The organism is Klebsiella africana (assembly GCF_020526085.1).
Taxonomy (GTDB): domain Bacteria; phylum Pseudomonadota; class Gammaproteobacteria; order Enterobacterales; family Enterobacteriaceae; genus Klebsiella; species Klebsiella africana.
Map to the genome: position 1 here is coordinate 4452596 of NZ_CP084874.1, position 19866 is coordinate 4472461.

Consider the following 19866-nt stretch of genomic DNA (forward strand, 5'->3'; position numbering starts at 1 on the left):
AGCCATGATGTGAAAACGGCGCCCTGAGGGCGCCGTTTTTTATGCTGTTATTCTTTCCAGAGACGCAGTTTCTCGTCATCAGCAGCCGGCGGCGGGGGCACGCTGCCTTTCGGCAACGATAACGCATACCAGTCCACCCGGCGGGTCAAAAACATCAGGGCACTCAGCGCCAGCGCCAGCACCCCTGTCCCCAGCAGCAGCGCGCTGTCCTCAGAATGCAGCAGAAACCACATGACCCCATCCAGCAACAGTAACGCGGCGACAAACAACAGACTGTTGCGCCATCCCCTGAGCACCGCCTGGAGGTAGATCCCGTTCATCACCGCGCCAGACAGGCTGGCCGCCAGCCAGGCAGCGGTAAAACCGACGTGCTCTGAGAGCGCCAGTAGCACCAGGTAAAACAGTACCAATGATAATCCTACCAGCAAATATTGCATCGGATGCAGGGGGCGACGGGTCAGGCTCTCGAACACGAAAAAAGCCATAAACGTCAGTCCGATCAACAGAATGGCATATTTTGTCGCCCGATCGGTTAGCTGATACTGGTCGGCAAGCGACATCACATCGGCACTGAACGCCGGTAGCCGCAACCACGGGATCTCCATATCATCCTTGAAATAGCTGCCCATGTCGTTGGCAAACCAGCTGCTTTGCCAGTGGGCGCGATAGCCGGCAGCATTCACTTCCCTTTTCGTTGGCAGGAAGCTGCCGAGAAAGCCGGGATGCGGCCAGTTACTGCTCAGTTGCAGCTCGCTATTGCGCCCAAGCGGCACCAGCGAAAATTCCCCCGTCCCGTTCAGATCGAGTGAAAAGGCTATCTCAAGCGGCTTGTTGTCCAGCGCCAGCGCAGGCATCGGCATATGGATACCCGCACCATCGCCGCTTATCCCCAGCCCCGGCTCCACGCTTAATACGGTGCCGTTGACTTGCGGAGCATGGATTGCGCCTATCCCACGAGCATCCCCAACGCTCACCACCAGCCGCGGCTGGCCTAAGACGATATTCGTTTTTCTCAGCGCCGCCAGACGCAGCGGATCAAACGAGGCCTTAATCTGCAAGGCGTTGTGCCAGACCTGGCCGCTGTAGATGCCCACCCTCCTCGACTCCACGGTCTGTTTGCCGTTGACCGCCAGCGACTCCGGCAGCCAGTAGTACACCCAGCTCCGCTGATAGTTGACCTCTTTTTGGTTCTCCATGCGGGACAGCGTCTCGGTCACCGGAATGGCGATCAGCGGCCCAGCAAGTTTTTGCGAGCCGCTGGTGCTTTGCTCGATGGCCTCCACTACTTCGCTGCGATAATCCGCCCGCTCATTAATAAGCTCCCTGACCATCATTAGCGGCAAGGACAACAACAGTACGCAACCTAATAAGGTAGTGATTTTCCAGAATAACGGTGATTTTAGCATTGCCTTTCTCCCTATCATGATGGACTCACGATAGGGCGGCTATATGGGGAGAGTTTGAAGTTATGTGAAGGGACGGTGAAGTCGCAGCATGGCGACCACGCCGCCTTCCGGGCGATTATGTAAACGGATATCGCCCTGATGCAGACGCGCCACTTCACGAACAAATGCCAGCCCAAGGCCGCTGCTCTTGTGGCCATCTTCACGCGGCAGCGAATAGAAGCGATCAAAGATCCGCTCCAGGGCATAGTCCGGAATACCGCATCCATTATCCATAACGCTCAGTTGCACTTCTTCATTTCGCTTCTCCGCCGTCAGAGCGATCTCGCCGCCGTGCGGGGTAAAATCAATCGCGTTATCGAGTAGATTGCCCAGCGCCTGGGCCAGCAGTTCATCATCGCCATTCACCGTTATTCCGCTTCTTTGCCAGCGTAGCGTGATAGCTTTTGTTGTCAGGGCGACGTCGCGCTCTTCCGCCAGCCGTTGGTATAGCGCATCTATCGACACCGGCTGCTGCTTTATCTCCAGTCGGTTTTCCAGTCGCGCCTGCTGGAGTAACTGCTCCACCAGCAGTTGCATTCGGGTGTTCTGCGCGAGGATAGTAGCGGTAAACCGCGCCGCCACCTCAGGCGGCGGCCCTTCGCGCAGGATCTCCGCCGCGCCGCGGATGGCCGCCAGCGGGCTCTTCAGCTCGTGAGTCAGGTCATAGACATAGTTTTCGATGGCATTTTTGCCCTCGAGCTTCACCCGCATGCCCTCGAGGGCCTGGGCCAGCTTGCGCAATTCGCTGCTGCCAACCTCCGGCAGCGGCAGCGGGCGCTCAGCGGTCACCGAGTCCGCATAGCGCACCAGCTTGCCAATAGAGAAATTGATCCACCAGACAACACCGCAGCCAATCAACAACGCAATGCCCAGCAGGGCACCGCCGGCCCAGAGGATCCGCCGCTCGCTGCGCTTAATAACTGGCGTCATCGCCAGATTGGGTTTCCCGACGCTCAGCACGCCGATAATTCGCCCCTGATCCATCACCGGCGCGGCGATATACATCACCGAGCTGTTTTCGTCATGCGGATCGCTGCGCGTACTGCGCGCGCCGTACTGGCCGCGCAGGGTGAGCCAGACGTCGTTCCAGCGCGAATAGTCCTGGCCTGTTGCCTGCCCACTGGAGTCGAATACCACTTTGCCCTGAGCATCGGTCAGATAGACACGGTACTCATTACGCACCTTGTTAATCCCGCTGATATTGGCGTTGAGCGGCTGCTGGTTAAGCTGGTGAAAGGCCTGCGCCAGCCTGCCCTGCTGCGGGTTTGCCACCAGCAGATCCTCACGCGCCAGCGCTGCCAGCAAGGTGGCGGTATCGTTGAGGGTTCCCTCTGTCGCCCGGCGCACGCCCGGCTTCACTTCCTGAACAAAGATCGACAGTACAAACCACGCGGCGATCGCGACGATAAGAAAATAGCCCAGCAGCAGGCGCATGCCGATGCGCATCAGCCACGCCCCAGGCTGTAGCCCATACCGCGATGGGTATTGATTGGCGCGATCTCCGGGTTCACGGCCCGCAGCTTAGCGCGTAGGGTTTTGATATGGGTATCGACGGTACGGTCGAGGCTTTCCCAGGCATCGCTCCACACCAGCTCCATCAGCTGCTGACGGGAGAAGACGCGACCGGGCGCGTGAAGCAGAGTTTTCAACAGCAGAAATTCGTAGCGCGTCAGGTTCAGCGGCTGGCCGAACCAGCTGATCGCCGCCGCCTGCTCATCGAGTACAAACTCGCCGACGCGTACCACCGGCGATGGCGCAGCAAACTTCTGCAGCCGCCGCAGCACGGTTCGCACCCGCGCGCAGACTTCGCGTGGTGAAAACGGCTTGGCGATGTAGTCGTCAGCGCCGATTTCCAGCCCCAGCAGCTTATCGACCTCGTCGCTACGCGCCGTCAAAAACAGCACCGGCAGCGCCGGATAACGCGTCAGCAGGCGCCGACAGAGCTCGAAGCCGCTGATATCCGGCAAGCCGACGTCGAGGATGGCGACATCGGGCGCCTGATGCGCCGCCGCCTCCAGCGCTGGCAACCCGCGGCCAAAGACGCTGACCTGGAAGCCCTCCTGCTGCAGCATGTAAACCAGGGTATCCGCGATACTCTGTTCATCCTCAACTAACCAAATCCGTGGCTGCTGCATGCGCGCTCCCGTTTATTTATTCCATGGCATGATCGGCACGGCGCTGATGGCGTTCTTCGGCGAACCATCAACCACTTTATCTGAATAGGTCAGGTAGACCAGCGCATTGCGCTTCGCATCATAGAAACGCACGACCTGCAGTTTTTTAAACACCAGCGAAGTGCGTTTCTGGAACACCACGTCGCCCTGGCTTTTGCCGTTTTTGATTTTATCCGTCAGCTCAATCGGCCCAACCTGCTGGCAGGAAATCGCCGCGTCGGAGGTATCTTCCGCCAGACCCAGCCCGCCTTTGATACCGCCGGTTTTCGCCCGACTGATATAGCAGGTCACATTCTGCACATCCGGGTCGTCAAAGGCTTCGACGACAATTTTGTGATCCGGCCCTAACCATTTGAAGACCGTATCCACGGAACCAATCTGCTCCGCCTGAGCCAGTTGGCAGCCGGCCAGCAGCAGCAGGCCCATCGCAAACTTCTTGTATTTCATATTGTTACCATTATTAAAAAATATAGCTGAGTGATTATCACGCACTTGGCGGAAAAGGTTTATAGATCACAGCTTTACAAAATTATCGTTCAGTTCCACTGACCTACCGCATTTAAAAGCAAAAAAAACACTGAATGCTAAAACATCAAAAAATGCTATTATCCGCTACTTTAATATCAGGCACCTGTGTTTAAGGATGGGGACATTTTATGGATCAAGCAGGGATTATTCGCGATCTCCTGAGCTGGCTGGAAGGTCACCTGGATCAGCCGCTTTCACTGGACAATGTGGCGGCGAAGGCGGGTTATTCCAAGTGGCACTTACAGCGAATGTTTAAGGATGTCACTGGCCACGCCATCGGTGCCTATATTCGCGCGCGCCGGTTATCAAAATCTGCTGTCGCATTACGTCTTACCGCCCGTCCAATCCTTGATATCGCGCTTCAGTACCGTTTCGACTCCCAGCAGACCTTCACCCGGGCGTTTAAAAAGCAGTTTTCGCTAACGCCGGCGCTTTACCGCCGCTCGCCGGACTGGAGCTCATTCGGTATGCGTCCACCGCTGCGTCTTGGCGAGTTCACGCTACCGAAACATGAATTTGTCACGCTGCCTGCCACGCATCTGCTTGGCGTCACCCAGAGTTATACCTGTAAGCTCGAGGAGATCTCCGATTTCCGTAATCAGATGCGAGTTCAGTTCTGGCGAGATTTCCTTGGCAACTCGCCGTCGATCCCCCCGGTGCTCTATGGGCTGCATGAACCGCGTCCAAGCCTGGAGAAAGACGATGAACAGGAAGTATTCTATACCACCGCGCTGACGCCGGAGATGGCTAACGGCCATTTGCAGAACGCCCACCCGGTCACCCTGGAGGGTGGCGAGTACGTCATGTTTACGTATGAAGGGCTGGGCACCGGCCTGCAGGAGTTCATCCTGACGGTCTACGGCACCTGCATGCCGATGCTGAACTTGACGCGTCGCAAAGGGCTGGATATTGAACGCTTCTACCCTGAAGATGACAGCCGGGACCAGGCCACACCGATTCAGTTACGCTGCGAGTACCTGATCCCGATCCGTCGTTAACGCTGCAGCTCGTCCATCGCGGGGGCGTCCAGATGCGAGACGTCGCCCGCCGTTTCCACCACCCAGCCGGAAGCCAACCACGGGCTTTGCTGATAGTCGACACGCGAGATTGAGCAGTTGCGCAAGCGCAGACGACGCTCAGCGTATGCCGGCAGCCCTAATATGGTGCTCACCAGGCAGCCCAGTGCGATACCATGGCTCACCAGCAGCGGTCGGCTCCCGGCCGGTAATTCCAGACAGGATGCCAGCGCCGCATGCATACGTTCGCTGAGCTCCTGCATCGATTCGCCCTGCGGAATACGGCCATCCGGCGTGCCATTGACCAGTTGGCGACGCCAACCCTCTTCTTCTTCGCTGAGCGAGTCGATATGGCGCTTCTCCAGCACCCCCATATCCAGCTCGCGCAGACGCGCATCGGCGATCACGCTGCAGCCGCAGGCTTCGGCGATAATCTCTGCTGTACGACGGGTTCGTCCCAGATCGCTGGTAATGATATGGGTGATCCCCAGCGTTCTGGCGCGCTCGCCCACCTGCCAGGCCTGGCGCTCACCGTGTGCGGTCAGCGGGCTGTCGGACTGACCCTGAATACGTCGCTCGGCGTTCCACTGCGTTTCACCGTGGCGAACAAGGTATACCTGTAACATGCTTTTTTTCCGTTCTGGACTCGTTATCGACCGCTTTCGGGCATTACCGCCTGCCCTGAGGGTGATTTAGAGTATACTGCGATGACGTTAATTTATTCTGAGTTGTTTTGATTATGCACCATGTTGTCTCAGCGACCACTAATCCCGCCAAAATTCAGGCAATTCTGCAGGCTTTTAACGAGATTTTCGGCGAAGGATCCTGCCACATTGAGTCCGTCTCCGTCGAGAGCGGCGTGCCGGAACAGCCCTTCGGCAGCGAGGAAACGCGCGCTGGCGCACGGAATCGCATCGCCAATGCGCGTATCGCTCAGCCCAATGCCGATTTTTGGGTGGCCATCGAGGCGGGGATCGACGATGGCAGCACCTTTAGCTGGGTGGTGATAGAAAGTGCCAGCCAGCGCGGAGAAGCGCGCTCAGCCACCCTGCCGTTGCCTGAAGTCATTCTCGAGCAGGTTCGCGCTGGTGAAGCCCTTGGGCCAGTCATGTCGCAGTATACCGGCATCGATCAGATCGGCCGTAAAGAGGGGGCGATTGGGGTTTTCACCGCCGGCAAATTGACCCGCAGCAGCGTGTATCATCAGGCGGTCGTCCTGGCGTTGAGCCCGTTCCATAACGCTATTTATCGCTAGCCAGCAGCGTCTGTTCCAGCCACTGGCGCAGTTCAGCCGGCGCCGATTTCAGGCTGTTCGACCCACGGGTAATGGTCGCAATTCCGGCGCCGAGCTCATTTTTCAGCTCGCGCTGGCTCATCTCGCCACGCAGCAGCTCTTCGATAATGCGCACCCGGGTACCCAGGGCTTCGCGCTCGTCGGGCGTCAGCATCAGCTGCAGCAACGGCAAATGCAGATCTTCAGCATAGGCCTGCTGTAACAGCGCCACAAAACGCAGCCACTCCTGATGACGTTGTTCGGCAACGGCCGCGGAATAGGGAGATTGTTGGGTCATATCGCGTCACCATATTGAGACGGGCAGCTTACGCTGCCCGTTGAATGTACTCTTCAACGAGTACAAAGCATAACATACTTCCCGGCGATCAGTAACGCTGACGCCACTCCGCATCGCTGAAGAGCTTATCCTGCTGCCCCATAAAGTAGCGGTAGTAGGCGTCATAGGAGAGGACATTCTTCACGTAACCGCGGGTTTCCGAGAACGGAATACTTTCGACAAATGCCACCGCATCAATCCGGCCTGCGCTGTTCCTCTGCCAGGTACGAACCCGGCCCGGCCCGGCGTTGTAGGCCGCCGAAGCGTAGATACGGTTATTGCCGAACTGTTGATAGACGTACTGCAGATAGCTGGTGCCGATGTTGATATTGGTTTCCGGATCCAACAGCTGCGACGGGCCGCTGTAGCCGGGAATGCTGAACATGCTGACGGTATGCGTCGCGGTGCCCGGCATAATCTGCATCAGTCCGCTGGCGCCAACCGGCGAGCGCACTTTCGGGTTCCAGGCGCTCTCCTGACGGGCAATCGCCATCGCATAGCTCTGCGGGATATCTTTGCCACTGATGTAACGCGCGAACAGATCGTTATAGGCCAGTGGGAAACGCTCTTCCAGCTGATCCCACAGTTTACCGGCGATCGTCGCCTGCACGCTCAGATCCCACCAGTGCTGATCAAAGGCATAGCGCGCCAGCTGCGCCTGCTGAGATTTGGTGCGGCTGGTGACCAGGTTCGCCCATTCGGTGCGCGCGGTGTTATCCATATTCCAGTACATCAGCTCGCGCACCCGCGCCATCTCCGGCCCGGAAGCCAACGCCGGATCGATGGTGCCCGAGGCTTTATCGATGCGGAAGGTATACTCCTCGCCAAGACGCTGCGCGGCGACCATCGGGTAAAAGCCTCGCTGTTGCATCAACGAGCGTAGGATCGCCTGCGCCTCCTCATCCCTGCCGCGCTCCAGCAGCAGATCCGCCTGCCAGTAACGCCATTCGTCTTTCTCTTTCGCCTCCATCGGCAGACGCGCCAGCCAGGTGTTGAGGCCATGGCGATCGCCCGTCCCCAGCGCCATCCGTACCCGCCGCTCCACCAGCGCTGTGGACTGCGAACGCATAATTGCATCGTCGCGCCAGATGGCCTGCTCTTCGGTCACATCGGTACCCATCAGGCGCCAGGCGACAATATCGCGCAGCTCCTGGGTCTGATCTTCATTGAGCTGCTGAGCCTGCACCAGCGAAGGGATCATCAGGCGAGCATTTTCCACATCCTGACGGGCAACGCTGGCGAAGGCGACAGCGGCCATCTGGCGGGTAAAGTCCGTCGCCCCGGTGGTGCGGGCGAAGGTCAGAACGCTGTTTGGATCGTTAGCCAGCGCGACCACGGCGGAAGCGATGCTCTGATAGTTACCGGGCATTTGCTGGGCAAGCGATCTCACCAGCCCGATATTGCCAGCCTTCATCGCCAGGCGTATCCGTTCGAGATAGGCCAACGGATCCTGCTGGCCAGAGTCGCGCCAGGCACTGAACAGCGGTTCACAGGCGCCAGGCTGATTCTTGCCCGTCAACCAGAGGTCTTTCGCTCCACTCCAGGCTTCCTGCGCCTGCCCCACGCTCAGTTTGGCGTAGTAATAGTTGCACTGCGCCTCGGTGCTGGTCGGCTTATCGGGGCTAAATGCCAGCAAGCCGCGCCAGTCGCTGCGCCGGGCCAGTTCATTCACGAAGCGCGAACGTAATGAACGCGCAGGGGGCAGCGTCGGATTGGCGTCAATAAAGTTTTTCACTACCAGCGCTGGCTGGTTCATCAGGTCGTCGGTGATCTGCCGGTACTGCAAATAGGGATACAGGGGATAGGTGCTTAACGTGGGCATCAGCTGGTCGACCACATCCATTTGCCGATTATCCCACGCCTGTTTAATTTGTGCGTAGCGGCTGCGCTGTTCATCCAGTGAATCCGCATGCGCCAGCTGACTCAACGTCAACAGACCAACGCTGGCAGCCAAAAGATGCCACGCCATTTTTTTGGCTTTTTCCACAAGCTCTTCCTCTTTCCGGTACATTTTCGCAGCATCGTGCCGCTTAAAAGCCCCTGCCGGTTCGGCAGGCGGCTTTACTTATGCTAATCAGACAACGCTAAACGCGCCATGTCCTGGACATTTTTTTACGCTTCTGTGAATCCTGTCGCCTCGCTGGGATTAGCGCGCGAAAAAGGCTACACTTCGGCTTTGAACTATCTATCAAAATAGAAAGAGGCGAAGTCCAACGTGGCTCAATTCGTTTATACCATGCATCGTGTCGGCAAAGTGGTTCCGCCGAAACGTCATATTTTGAAAAATATCTCCCTCAGCTTTTTCCCTGGCGCGAAAATCGGTGTGCTCGGTCTGAACGGCGCCGGTAAATCTACCCTGCTGCGCATCATGGCCGGTATCGATACCGAGATCGAAGGTGAAGCGCGTCCGCAGCCCGGCATCAAAATCGGCTACCTGCCGCAGGAGCCGCAGCTCAACCCGGAACACACTGTGCGCGAGTCCGTGGAAGAAGCGGTCGCCGAAGTGGTTAACGCGCTGAAGGGTCTGGACGAAGTCTATGCCAAATACGCGGAGCCGGATGCGGACTTCGATAAGCTTGCCGCACAGCAAGGCAAGTTCGAAGAGATTATCCAGGCGCACGACGGCCACAACCTGAACGTCCAGCTGGAGCGTGCGGCCGACGCCCTGCGCCTGCCGGACTGGGATGCGAAAATTGCTAATCTTTCCGGTGGTGAACGCCGCCGCGTCGCGCTGTGCCGCCTGCTGCTGGAAAAACCGGACATGCTGCTGCTCGACGAACCGACCAACCACCTCGACGCCGAGTCCGTCGCCTGGCTGGAACGCTTCCTGCACGACTTCGAAGGCACCGTGGTGGCAATTACCCACGACCGTTACTTCCTTGATAACGTCGCCGGCTGGATCCTCGAGCTTGACCGCGGCGAAGGTATTCCGTGGGAAGGCAACTACTCCTCCTGGCTGGAGCAGAAAGACCAGCGTCTGGCGCAGGAAGCTTCTCAGGAAGCCGCACGCCGCAAATCTATCGAGAAAGAGCTCGAGTGGGTTCGCCAGGGCGCGAAAGGCCGTCAGTCTAAGGGCAAAGCCCGCCTGGCGCGCTTTGAAGAGCTTAACAACGTTGAATATCAGAAACGTAACGAGACTAACGAACTGTTCATTCCGCCAGGCCCGCGTCTGGGCGATAAAGTTCTGGAAGTCAGCCATCTGCGCAAATCTTACGGCGACCGCGTGCTGATTGACGATCTGAGCTTCTCGGTACCGAAAGGCGCTATCGTCGGCATCATCGGTCCGAACGGCGCGGGTAAATCCACCCTCTTCCGCATGATGTCCGGCCAGGAACAGCCTGATTCCGGCACCATCACCCTGGGTGAAACCGTTAAGCTGGCTTCCGTCGATCAGTTCCGCGACGCGATGGACAACAGTAAGACCGTGTGGGAAGAAGTGTCCGGCGGCCTGGATATCATGAAGATCGGCAACACCGAGATGCCGAGCCGCGCCTACGTGGGCCGCTTTAACTTCAAAGGCGTCGACCAGGGTAAACGCGTTGGCGAGCTGTCCGGCGGTGAACGTGGTCGTCTGCATCTGGCGAAACTGCTGCAGGTCGGCGGTAACGTCCTGTTGCTTGATGAACCAACCAACGACCTGGATATCGAAACCCTGCGCGCGCTGGAAAACGCCCTGCTGGAGTTCCCGGGCTGCGCGATGGTTATCTCGCACGACCGCTGGTTCCTTGACCGTATCGCTACCCACATTCTGGATTACCAGGATGAAGGTAAGGTTGAGTTCTTCGAAGGTAACTTTACCGAATACGAAGAGTACAAGAAACGCACCCTCGGCGCCGACGCGCTGGAGCCGAAGCGAATCAAGTACAAACGTATTTCAAAATAAAATGCAAAAAGGCAACACAAGTTGCCTTTTTTAATGTTTGCTCCCTCTCCCACCGGGAGAGGGTTGGGGTGAGGGTAAGGTAAATGCAAAAAGGCAACGCAAGTTGCCTTTTTTAATGTTTGCTCCCTCTCCCACCGGGAGAGGGTTGGGGTGAGGGTAAGGTAAATGCAAAAAGGCAACGCAAGTTGCCTTTTTTAATGTTTGCTCCCTCTCCCACCGGGAGAGGGTTGGGGTGAGGGCAACAGCCCGCAGAGGACCTACCCCTGCTCACCCATCAGCTGTTTCACCAGCTCGACGCAGCGCAGGAACCGGGCATCGTAGTCCGATTCCTTCACATGGACGAATTCGATCTCGTTCTCTTTCAGCAGCGACACCAGCAGCGACTGAAACTCTTTACGATCCACCGAACTCCCAAGACTGCGCAGTCCATCGGCCACCCACGGGGTATTGTTCTCCAGCAGGATCACCAGGTCGAAGCGGTATTCATCAATCAACGCCTGCACGAACGGGTGCTCACGCCCCTCATACTTCAGGCAGAAGGCCTGAGTGCTGACGAAGTCGGTATCGATGAACGCCACCTTGTTGGCATATTTCACTGCAAAATCAATATACTGCGCATGTCCGAGGGCAATTTTATCGTAATCCGAATACTGGAGCGCCATCTCATCGCCGCCGAGATGCGAAAAGACATAATCCCGGCCATACTCCCAGGCGCTGGTGGTATTGAAGATATTGGCGAGCTTATTGACCAGCGTCGATTTACCGCTCGACTCGCCGCCGAGGATCGCCACCGTCCGCACAAAGAACGGTTTCACTTCCGTCGGAATATATTCCCAATAGCGGAACGGGTTCTCGCGGATCTGCCCGCCGCTAATATTCATAAAGGTCCGCTTAGGATCGATTAGCACCGTCTCGATCCCCAGATGCTCAAGGTACTGCGGCGCATCGGCCTCTTCCGAGGTGTAGATCCGGTTCGGCTCGATCCCTTTTTCGCTCATAAAAGCGCGGATCCCATGGCTCCAGACGTCCCAGCCGTGCGGATAGGGCTCCATCCCCTCTTCATTAAAGGCGTGGATGCGAATATTTTTCTGATATTTAAAGGTCTGCAGCAGCCAGCGCAGGCGGTCAGGCACCGTCGGCTGTTGCGACATGGCGCTCTCTTCGAACAGCTCGCGGTCACGGGTATCGTCATAGCCCATAATGATATGCAGCTCATCGACCTGGCTACAGGCGCGCTGTATCAGATAGATATGCCCGGTATGCAGCGGGTAAAACTTACCAAACACCACGCCGACGCTTTTCTGCCGGCGGGGAAACTCCAGCCCGAGGAAACGATGCAGCGCTTCAAGCTTCTGCGCGCTCGGGCTTTTGATTTTGGCATTCAGCAGCTGGCTGAGATACCCCTTGGTCATTCCGCTGGCTTCCGCCACCTGCTGCAGGGTACAGCCTTTCTGCTTAATGGCGCTTTTTAAATAGTCAAATGACGACATCGCTAATCTCCTTTTAACTTATTATAAGTCGTCAAAAACGCTTAGCGCGTCTGAAAGCTTTTTCACACCAAAGATTTGCATCCCTTCCGGCACTTTTTTCGGCACATTGGCCGCCGGGACGATGGCGCGGCGGAAGCCATGCTTCGCCGCTTCCGAAATACGCTCCTGACCGCTCGGCACCGGGCGAATTTCGCCGGCCAGTCCCACTTCGCCAAAGACCACCAGATCCTGCGGTAGCGGGCGATCGCGCAGACTGGAAACCATCGCCAGCAGCAGCGCCAGGTCGGCGCTGGTTTCCGTGACCTTCACCCCGCCGACCACATTGACGAAGACGTCCTGATCGGCCATCTGCAGGCCGCCGTGGCGATGCAGCACCGCCAGCAGGATCGCCAGACGGTTCTGTTCCAGCCCCACCGCCACGCGGCGCGGATTGGACATCATCGAGTGATCCACCAGCGCCTGGATCTCCACCAGCAGCGGACGAGTCCCTTCCCAAACCACCATCACCGAACTGCCGGAGGTGATTTCATCTCCGCGGCTGAGGAAGATAGCGGATGGGTTGCTGACTTCGCGCAGGCCCTGCTCGGTCATGGCGAAAACGCCGAGTTCGTTGACCGCGCCAAAGCGGTTTTTATGGCTGCGCAACGTGCGGAAGCGGGAATCGGCATCCCCGTCCAATAACACCGAGCAGTCGATACAGTGCTCCAGCACCTTCGGACCGGCCAGCGAACCGTCTTTGGTGACGTGGCCGACCATCACAATCGCCACGCCGCGAGTTTTAGCAAAGCGCGTCAGATAGGCCGCGGTTTCACGTACCTGGGCGACGCTGCCCGGCGACGACTGCACGTCGGCCATATGCATCACCTGAATGGAGTCGATCACCATCAGCTGCGGCTTTTCTTCATCGGCAATCTGACAGATCTGCTCAATGCTGGTTTCTGAGAGCATGTTCAGGTTAGCCGTTGGCAACCCAAGACGATGGGCGCGCATCGCCACCTGCTGCAGGGACTCCTCCCCGGTGACGTACAGCGTTTTCATCCCCTCCGCCAGTTTGCAGAGGGTTTGCAGCAGCAGCGTCGATTTGCCCGCGCCGGGGTTGCCGCCAATCAGGATCGCGCTGCCCGGCACTACGCCGCCGCCCAGCACGCGGTCAAACTCTTTAAAGCCGGTGGAAAAGCGCGGCAGCGCCTCCAGGCTGATATCTGACAGCTTCTGCACCTTCGACACGCCGGCGTTACCGGCATAGCCTGAAAGACGCTCGTTTCTCGCCACCTGCGGCGACGCGGCGATGCGCATCTCGGTGATGGTGTTCCATGCATGGCAGGCGCTGCACTGCCCCTGCCAGCGCGGATAATCCGCACCACATTCATTACAGACAAATGCGCGTTTTGGAGCTTTCGCCACGTTTACCTCTTACTTTTGGTTCATGCTGCCCGAGAGAATACAGAATACCCCCATCAGGTCAGCGTGGCGGATACTCACTTCCGCCTGTTCATTCACTTTGGGCTTCGCATGATACGCGATGCCAAGCCCGGCAGCCTTAATCATCGGCAGGTCGTTGGCGCCATCGCCGATGGCTACGGTCTGCGCCGTTGGGATCTCATACTTTTCCGCCAGCTTGCGCAGCGTATTGGCTTTATATTTCGCATCGACGATATCGCCGAGCACGTTGCCGGTAAGCTTGCCGTCGCGGATCTCCAGTTCGTTGGCGAATACCGCGTCGAGATGCAGCTTGTCGCGCAGATACTCGGCGAAGAAGGTGAAGCCTCCGGAGGCGATGGCCACTTTCCAGCCCAGCGTTTCCAGCTTCAGCACCAGTTGAGTCAGCCCCGGCATCAGCGGCAGCGCATCGCGAACCTGCAGCAAAATACTGGCATCCGCATCTTTCAGCGTCGCCACGCGCTGGCGCAGGCTGGCGGTGAAGTCCAGCTCCCCGCGCATCGCCCGCTCGGTCACTTCCGAAACCAGCTCGCCGGTGCCAGCCAGTTTCGCGATCTCATCGATGCATTCGATCTGAATCGCCGTGGAGTCCATATCCATCACCAGTAGCCCGGGGGTGCGCAGATGGGGAATTTTACCCAATGGCGCGACGTCCAGCCCCGCTTCATGCGCCAGTCGCGTCGCACGTGGGGTAAGCGAACCGGCCAAACGGATCACCTGGTAATCCTCGACCACCCAGGAGGCGACGATCACTAAGGCGGCGCCCAGCTCGCGCTGCCACGCCGTCAGCCGGCGTTTATCCAGCCCCCGTCCGTACAGCAGCCAACCGCTGCGACCGGCGTGATAATCCAGCGGCATGACCTCGTCACCGCTCAGGGAAAGCGGCAAACCAGGCCACAGGGAAACGTCTTCAGGCAGGTCGCACCAGGTCAAACTGTTAGGCATTACGGCTCCACATCTCTTCATTCAGGCGAGGAAAATAACGCATGAGGCTACCTTGTAACCAGCGCTTCTGGCAACATTAAGCTGCAAATTTTCAAAGGTGGAATATGGTTCGCGCAAAACTGAAATTCCGGCTGCATCGTGCGGTCATTGTCCTTATCTGTCTCGCCCTGCTCGTCGCACTGATGCAGGGCGCCTCGTGGTTCAGTCAGAACAGTCAGAAACAACGCAATCCGCAGCTGGAAGAGCTGGCTCGCACGCTGGCGCAGCAGGTGGTATTGAATCTCGCACCGTTGATGCGCAGTGAAACACCGGACGAGAAGCGCATCCATCAGCTGTTGACGCAACTGACCCATAATAGCCGCGTCCTGGACGCCGGCGTTTATGACGAACAGGGTGACCTGGTGACGCGGTCGGGCGAAAGCGTCGAGGTGCGCGACCGGCTGGCGCTGGATGGTAAAAAAGCCGGCGGCTACTTCAACCAGCAGATTGTCGAGCCGGTGCCGGGAAAAAACGGTCCGCTAGGCTATCTGCGTCTGACCCTCGATACCCATACTCTGGCGACTGAGGCGAAGCAGGTGGATAATACCACCAATATCTTACGCCTGATGCTGTTGCTGTCATTAGCCATCGGCGTGGTGCTGACCCGCACGCTGCTGCAGGGTAAACGCACCCGCTGGCAGCAATCGCCCTTCCTGCTCACCGCCAACAAGCCGGTTGAGGATGAAGATGATGAAAAGAAAGGAAATCTATAATGTCCACATTGCGCCTCCTGCTCTCTGACTCTTACGACCCGTGGTTCAACCTGGCGGTCGAAGAGTGTATATTCCGCCAGATGCCCGCTACCCAGCGGGTGCTGTTCCTGTGGCGCAATGCCGATACCGTGGTCATCGGCCGCGCACAGAACCCGTGGAAGGAGTGTAATACCCGCCGCATGGAGGAAGATCACGTGCGGCTGGCCCGTCGCAGCAGCGGCGGCGGCGCGGTGTTCCACGACCTCGGCAATACCTGCTTTACCTTTATGGCAGGCAAACCGGAGTACGACAAAACCGTCTCCACCGCTATCGTGCTGGCGGCGCTTAATTCACTCGGCGTAACCGCCGAAGCCTCCGGGCGCAACGATCTGGTGGTCAAAACCGACAGCGGCGACCGCAAAGTCTCCGGTTCCGCCTATCGCGAAACCATGGACCGTGGTTTTCACCACGGCACCCTGCTGCTGAATGCCGATTTAAGCCGTCTCGCCAACTACCTCAACCCGGACCAGAAAAAGCTGCAGGCTAAAGGCATTACCTCGGTGCGCGGGCGGGTAGCGAACCTGGTTGAGCTGCTGCCGGGCATTACCCATCAGCAAGTTTGCGAGGCGATCCAGGAGGCATTCTTCAGCCATTACGGCGAACGGGTAGACGCCGAGGTGATCTCCCCGGACAACACGCCGGATCTTCCCAATTTTGCTGAGACCTTCGCCCGTCAGAGCAGCTGGGAGTGGAACTTCGGCCAGGCGCCGGCCTTCTCTCATCTGCTGGACGAGCGCTTCCCCTGGGGCGGCGTCGAGCTGCATTTTGACGTTGAGAAAGGGCATATCACCCGCGCGCAGGCCTTTACCGATAGCCTGAACCCGGCGCCGCTGGAGGCGCTGGCGGCTCGTTTAGTTGGCTGTCAGTATCGGGCGGAAGTATTACAACAGCAGTGCGAGGCGCTGGTCGGCGATTTCCCGGAGCAGCAAGCGGAACTGAGAGAACTGTCGGCGTGGATTGCCGGCGCGGTGCGCTGATAAAAAAGCCCGCTGCGCTTAGCGGGCCTGGAAAACCGTAGGCCGGGTCAGGCGAAGCCGCCACCCGGCACAACAGCTCTTACTCTTTATCGCCCAGCAGTACCGATTCCAGCGCGATTTTGATCATGTCGTTGAACGTGGTCTGACGCTCCGCAGCAGTGGTCTGCTCGTGGGTACGGATGTGGTCGGAGACGGTGCAGATGGTCAGCGCTTTCGCGCCGAACTCCGCCGCCACGCCATAGATACCCGCCGCTTCCATTTCCACGCCCAGAATGCCGTATTTTTCCATCACGTCAAACATGGACGGGTCCGGCGTATAGAACAGGTCTGCGGAGAAAATGTTGCCGACGCGCGCGTCAACGCCCAGCGCTTTCGCCGCGTCTACCGCATTACGCACCATGCCGAAATCGGCAATCGCCGCGAAATCATGGTCTTTGAAACGCAGACGGTTCACTTTAGAGTCGGTGCACGCGCCCATGCCGATCACCACGTCACGCAGTTTGACATCTTCCCGCACCGCGCCGCAGGAGCCCACGCGGATGATTTTCTTCACGCCGAAATCGGTGATCAGCTCTTTGGTGTAGATAGAGCAGGACGGGATACCCATCCCGTGGCCCATCACGGAGATTTTGCGGCCTTTATAGGTACCGGTGAAGCCCAGCATGCCGCGCACGTTGTTCACTTCACGCACGTCTTCAAGGAAGGTTTCTGCAATGTGCTTGGCGCGCAGCGGGTCGCCCGGCATCAAAACGACGTCAGCGAAATCGCCCATTTCTGCGTTAATGTGAGGAGTTGCCATCTTCAGTTCCTTTTACATTGTTGTTTTTGCCGGGTGGCGGCTACGCCTTACCCAGCCTACAAACCGTAGGCCCGGATCGCTGTGCGCCACCGGGCAATGACCTCAGAACATGGCTTTGCCATATTCCATGTCAGACGTACCAAAGTATTTCGCGAGAGTCTGGCCGATGTCCGCGAAGGTTTCACGGTGACCGAGCGAACCTGGTTTCACTTTCGGGCCGTACACCAGCACCGGGATATGTTCACGGGTGTGGTCAGTACCGGTCCAGGTCGGGTCGCAGCCGTGGTCGGCGGTGAGGATCAGAATGTCGTCTTCACCAACCAGCTCCATCAGCTCCGGCAGACGGCGGTCGAACAGCTCCAGACCCGCCGCATAGCCGGCGACATCGCGACGGTGGCCCCAGGAGGAGTCAAAGTCGACGAAGTTAGTGAAGACGATGGTCTCGTCGCCCGCTTCCTTCATCTCTTTGATGGTCGCGTCGAACAGCGCGTCCAGCCCGGTGGCTTTCACTTTCTTAGTGATGCCGCAGTTGGCGTAGATATCGGCGATTTTACCCACGGACACCACATGGCCGTTTTTCTCGTCTACCAGCTTCTGCAGCACGGTCGGCGCCGGCGGCTCGACCGCCAGATCGTGCCGGTTACCGGTGCGCTGGAAATTACCGGCTTTATCGCCGACGAACGGCCGGGCAATGACGCGACCAATGTTGTAACCACCTTCGGTCAGCTCTTCACGCGCGATCTCGCAGAGCTCGTACAGCTTGTCGAGGCCGAAAGTCTCTTCGTGACAGGCGATCTGGAACACCGAGTCCGCCGAGGTATAGAAAATCGGTTTCCCGGTTTTCATATGCTCTTCGCCGAGCTGATCGAGGATCACCGTCCCGGAGGAGTGGCAGTTGCCGAGGTAGCCCGGCAGGTTGGCACGCTTAACCAGCTTATCCAGCAGCTCCTGCGGGAAGCTGTTTTCATGATCGCTGAAGTAGCCCCAGTCAAACAGCACCGGCACGCCGGCGATTTCCCAGTGGCCGGACGGGGTATCTTTACCGGAAGAAAGTTCATGCGCCCAGGCATAGGCGCCAATCACTTCGGCATTGCCATCCATACCCGCGGCAATTTTACCGGTGGAGCCTTCATGCGCTTTCACCAGACCCAGACGGGTCAGGTTCGGTAAATTCAGCGGGCCTTTGCGGCCGTGGTCAGCCTCGCCCTTGGCACAGGCTTCTGCAATGTGGCCCAGCGTATCGGCGCCGACGTCGCCAAAGCGGTCTGCGTCTTCCGTTGCACCAATCCCAAAGGAGTCCAGCACCATGATAAATGCACGTTTCATCTTGTTCTCCATACATCTTGCGCTGCAAAAAAGCGATCAGATCAGTATATCGCTATTCAGTGATACGGCGATAGACTGTCGGTGTAATTTCCGGGGCTTTATCGTCCAGTTTAATGGCCGCTTTGACCGCTTTCGCGGCCTCCTGCCAGCTGTTCTCGTCTTTGGCATGGATCACCGCCAGCGGACGCTGTCCGTCGACGCGGTCACCCAGACGCGCCATATCGGTAAAGCCAACGCTATAGTCAATGGTGTCTGATGCCTGACGGCGGCCGCCGCCCATAGAAACCACTGCCATGCCCAGCGCGCGAGTATCCATCGCGCTGATAAAACCTTCGGTATCAGCATAGACTGCTTTGCTCAGCATCGCCGTCGGCAGATAATGATCATAATTCTCGACAAAGTCGCTCGGCCCTTTCTGCGCCGCGACCATACGGCCAAAGACTTCCGCCGCTTTACCGTTATCCAGCACCGCCTGCAGCTTAGCGCGCGCCTCGGCATCGTCTGCCGCCAGCTTGCCGGAGATCAGCATTTCCACACACAGCGCCATTGTCACATCGAACAGGCGCGGGTTGCGGTATTCGCCGGTCAGGAACTGCACCGCTTCGCGAACTTCAACGGCGTTGCCGGCGCTGGAGGCCAGCACCTGATTCATATCGGTCAGCAGCGCGGTGGTGCGCACGCCGGCGCCGTTGGCGACACCCACGATCGCTTCGGCCAGCGCGGCAGAGAGTTCATAAGTCGGCATAAACGCGCCGCTGCCGACTTTGACGTCCATCACCAGCGCATCCAGCCCTTCCGCCAGCTTCTTCGCCAGAATCGAGGCGGTAATCAGCGGGATGGAGTCCACCGTCGCGGTAATATCGCGGGTGGCATAGAAACGTTTGTCGGCCGGGGCGAGGGAGCTGGTCTGCCCGATAATCGCCACGCCAACATCTTTAATAATCTCGCGGAAGCGGTTGTCGTCCGGGAAGATATCGAAGCCCGGGATCGCTTCCAGTTTGTCCAGTGTACCGCCGGTATGGCCGAGGCCGCGGCCGGAGATCATTGGTACATAACCACCGCAGGCAGCCACCATTGGCCCCAGCATCAGCGACGTGACATCCCCAACGCCGCCGGTAGAGTGTTTATCGACGATCGGCCCGTTAAGGTTGAGGCTTTTCCAGTCCAGAACGGTACCGGAATCCCGCATCGCCATGGTCAGCGAAACGCGCTCCGACATAGACATATCGTGGAAGAAGATGGTCATCGCCAGCGCGGCGATCTGCCCTTCGGAGATAGTATTGTCGCGAATGCCGTTGATGAAAAAGCGGATCTCTTCATCGCTTAATGCCTGACCATCACGTTTTTTACGAATAATTTCTTGTGCGAGAAACACGGTAACCTCCCAAAGAGAATAAATTACCGGATGACGGCGCGAGTGCCTTATCCGGCCTACAGGCATC

Annotated in this window: 18 protein-coding genes; 5 read left to right on the top strand and 13 right to left on the bottom strand. The window is 58.1% G+C overall.

Features of this window, described 5'->3' with window-relative positions; translation table 11 throughout:
• Window positions 1-47: 47 nt before the first annotated feature.
• The 4 genes from creD to creA are packed head-to-tail and all read right to left on the bottom strand — an operon-like array spanning window position 48 to window position 4066.
• Window positions 48-1406 (bottom strand): cell envelope integrity protein CreD, encoded by a 1359-nt coding sequence (gene creD / locus LGL98_RS21430; protein ID WP_136028836.1) that lies wholly within the window; start codon window positions 1404-1406, stop codon window positions 48-50.
• 60 nt (window positions 1407-1466) lie between these two features.
• Window positions 1467-2891 carry a two-component system sensor histidine kinase CreC gene (creC, locus tag LGL98_RS21435; protein WP_136028834.1) on the bottom strand — a complete coding sequence of 475 codons (1425 nt, stop codon included), beginning with the start codon at window positions 2889-2891 and terminating at the stop codon, window positions 1467-1469.
• Window positions 2891-3580 carry a two-component system response regulator CreB gene (gene creB / locus LGL98_RS21440; RefSeq protein ID WP_136028832.1) on the bottom strand — a complete coding sequence of 230 codons (690 nt, stop codon included), beginning with the start codon at window positions 3578-3580 and terminating at the stop codon, window positions 2891-2893. Before creB ends, creC begins: the two co-directional genes overlap by 1 nt.
• Before the next feature lie 12 nt (window positions 3581-3592).
• Window positions 3593-4066 carry a protein CreA gene (gene creA / locus LGL98_RS21445; protein WP_136028830.1) on the bottom strand — a complete coding sequence of 158 codons (474 nt, stop codon included), beginning with the start codon at window positions 4064-4066 and terminating at the stop codon, window positions 3593-3595.
• A 209-nt stretch (window positions 4067-4275) separates the two neighbouring features.
• On the opposite strand from creA, the gene robA reads away from it, so the two are divergent.
• Window positions 4276-5145: an MDR efflux pump AcrAB transcriptional activator RobA gene (robA, locus tag LGL98_RS21450; RefSeq protein ID WP_025711737.1), complete on the top strand. Its 870-nt coding sequence runs from the start codon at window positions 4276-4278 to the stop codon at window positions 5143-5145.
• Here robA and gpmB read toward each other — a convergent pair.
• On the bottom strand, window positions 5142-5789 hold the full coding sequence (gene gpmB / locus LGL98_RS21455) for a 2,3-diphosphoglycerate-dependent phosphoglycerate mutase GpmB (RefSeq protein WP_002887811.1): 648 nt from the start codon (window positions 5787-5789) through the stop codon (window positions 5142-5144). The two genes, robA and gpmB, sit on opposite strands and share 4 nt — an antisense overlap.
• A 113-nt stretch (window positions 5790-5902) precedes the next feature.
• On the opposite strand from gpmB, the gene yjjX reads away from it, so the two are divergent.
• Window positions 5903-6418, top strand: a complete 516-nt coding sequence (gene yjjX / locus LGL98_RS21460) for an inosine/xanthosine triphosphatase (RefSeq protein ID WP_136028828.1) — start codon at window positions 5903-5905, stop codon at window positions 6416-6418.
• Here the strand turns inward: yjjX and trpR are convergent.
• Together trpR and sltY are read right to left on the bottom strand one after the other, a co-directional pair.
• Window positions 6405-6734, bottom strand: a complete 330-nt coding sequence (gene trpR, locus LGL98_RS21465; RefSeq protein WP_008807518.1) for a trp operon repressor — start codon at window positions 6732-6734, stop codon at window positions 6405-6407. The two genes, yjjX and trpR, sit on opposite strands and share 14 nt — an antisense overlap.
• An 88-nt stretch (window positions 6735-6822) precedes the next feature.
• The gene (gene sltY / locus LGL98_RS21470) at window positions 6823-8760 is read right to left on the bottom strand and encodes a murein transglycosylase (protein ID WP_136028826.1); all 1938 of its coding nucleotides are present in this window, start codon (window positions 8758-8760) and stop codon (window positions 6823-6825) included.
• Between the two features lie 228 nt (window positions 8761-8988).
• Between sltY and ettA the strand changes: the two genes are divergently transcribed.
• Window positions 8989-10656: an energy-dependent translational throttle protein EttA gene (gene ettA / locus LGL98_RS21475; RefSeq protein ID WP_004204211.1), complete on the top strand. Its 1668-nt coding sequence runs from the start codon at window positions 8989-8991 to the stop codon at window positions 10654-10656.
• Window positions 10657-10913: 257 nt separating this feature from the next.
• Here the strand turns inward: ettA and nadR are convergent, their stop codons facing one another.
• The 3 genes from nadR to serB are packed head-to-tail and all read right to left on the bottom strand — an operon-like array spanning window position 10914 to window position 14531.
• Window positions 10914-12146 carry a multifunctional transcriptional regulator/nicotinamide-nucleotide adenylyltransferase/ribosylnicotinamide kinase NadR gene (gene nadR / locus LGL98_RS21480; RefSeq protein ID WP_002887802.1) on the bottom strand — a complete coding sequence of 411 codons (1233 nt, stop codon included), beginning with the start codon at window positions 12144-12146 and terminating at the stop codon, window positions 10914-10916.
• Between the two features lie 21 nt (window positions 12147-12167).
• Window positions 12168-13550, bottom strand: a complete 1383-nt coding sequence (gene radA, locus LGL98_RS21485) for a DNA repair protein RadA (RefSeq protein ID WP_002887800.1) — start codon at window positions 13548-13550, stop codon at window positions 12168-12170.
• 9 nt (window positions 13551-13559) lie between these two features.
• Window positions 13560-14531, bottom strand: coding sequence for a phosphoserine phosphatase (gene serB, locus LGL98_RS21490; protein ID WP_136028824.1), 972 nt, complete (start codon window positions 14529-14531; stop codon window positions 13560-13562).
• A gap of 104 nt (window positions 14532-14635) precedes the next feature.
• Between serB and LGL98_RS21495 the strand changes: the two genes are divergently transcribed.
• Entirely contained in the window at window positions 14636-15283 is a 648-nt protein-coding gene (locus tag LGL98_RS21495) for a YtjB family periplasmic protein (protein WP_136028822.1), read from the top strand.
• Window positions 15283-16299, top strand: coding sequence for a lipoate--protein ligase (gene lplA, locus LGL98_RS21500; RefSeq protein WP_136028820.1), 1017 nt, complete (start codon window positions 15283-15285; stop codon window positions 16297-16299). Before LGL98_RS21495 ends, lplA begins: the two co-directional genes overlap by 1 nt.
• Before the next feature lie 79 nt (window positions 16300-16378).
• On the opposite strand, the gene deoD is transcribed toward lplA, so the two are convergent.
• The 3 genes from deoD to deoA form a co-directional block, all read right to left on the bottom strand.
• Window positions 16379-17098 (bottom strand): purine-nucleoside phosphorylase, encoded by a 720-nt coding sequence (gene deoD, locus LGL98_RS21505; RefSeq protein ID WP_002887789.1) that lies wholly within the window; start codon window positions 17096-17098, stop codon window positions 16379-16381.
• 102 nt (window positions 17099-17200) lie between these two features.
• A complete protein-coding gene (gene deoB / locus LGL98_RS21510; protein WP_136028818.1) occupies window positions 17201-18424 on the bottom strand; it encodes a phosphopentomutase in 1224 nt (407 codons plus the stop codon).
• Between the two features lie 52 nt (window positions 18425-18476).
• Entirely contained in the window at window positions 18477-19799 is a 1323-nt protein-coding gene (gene deoA, locus LGL98_RS21515; RefSeq protein ID WP_136028816.1) for a thymidine phosphorylase, read from the bottom strand.
• Window positions 19800-19866: the final 67 nt, after the last annotated feature.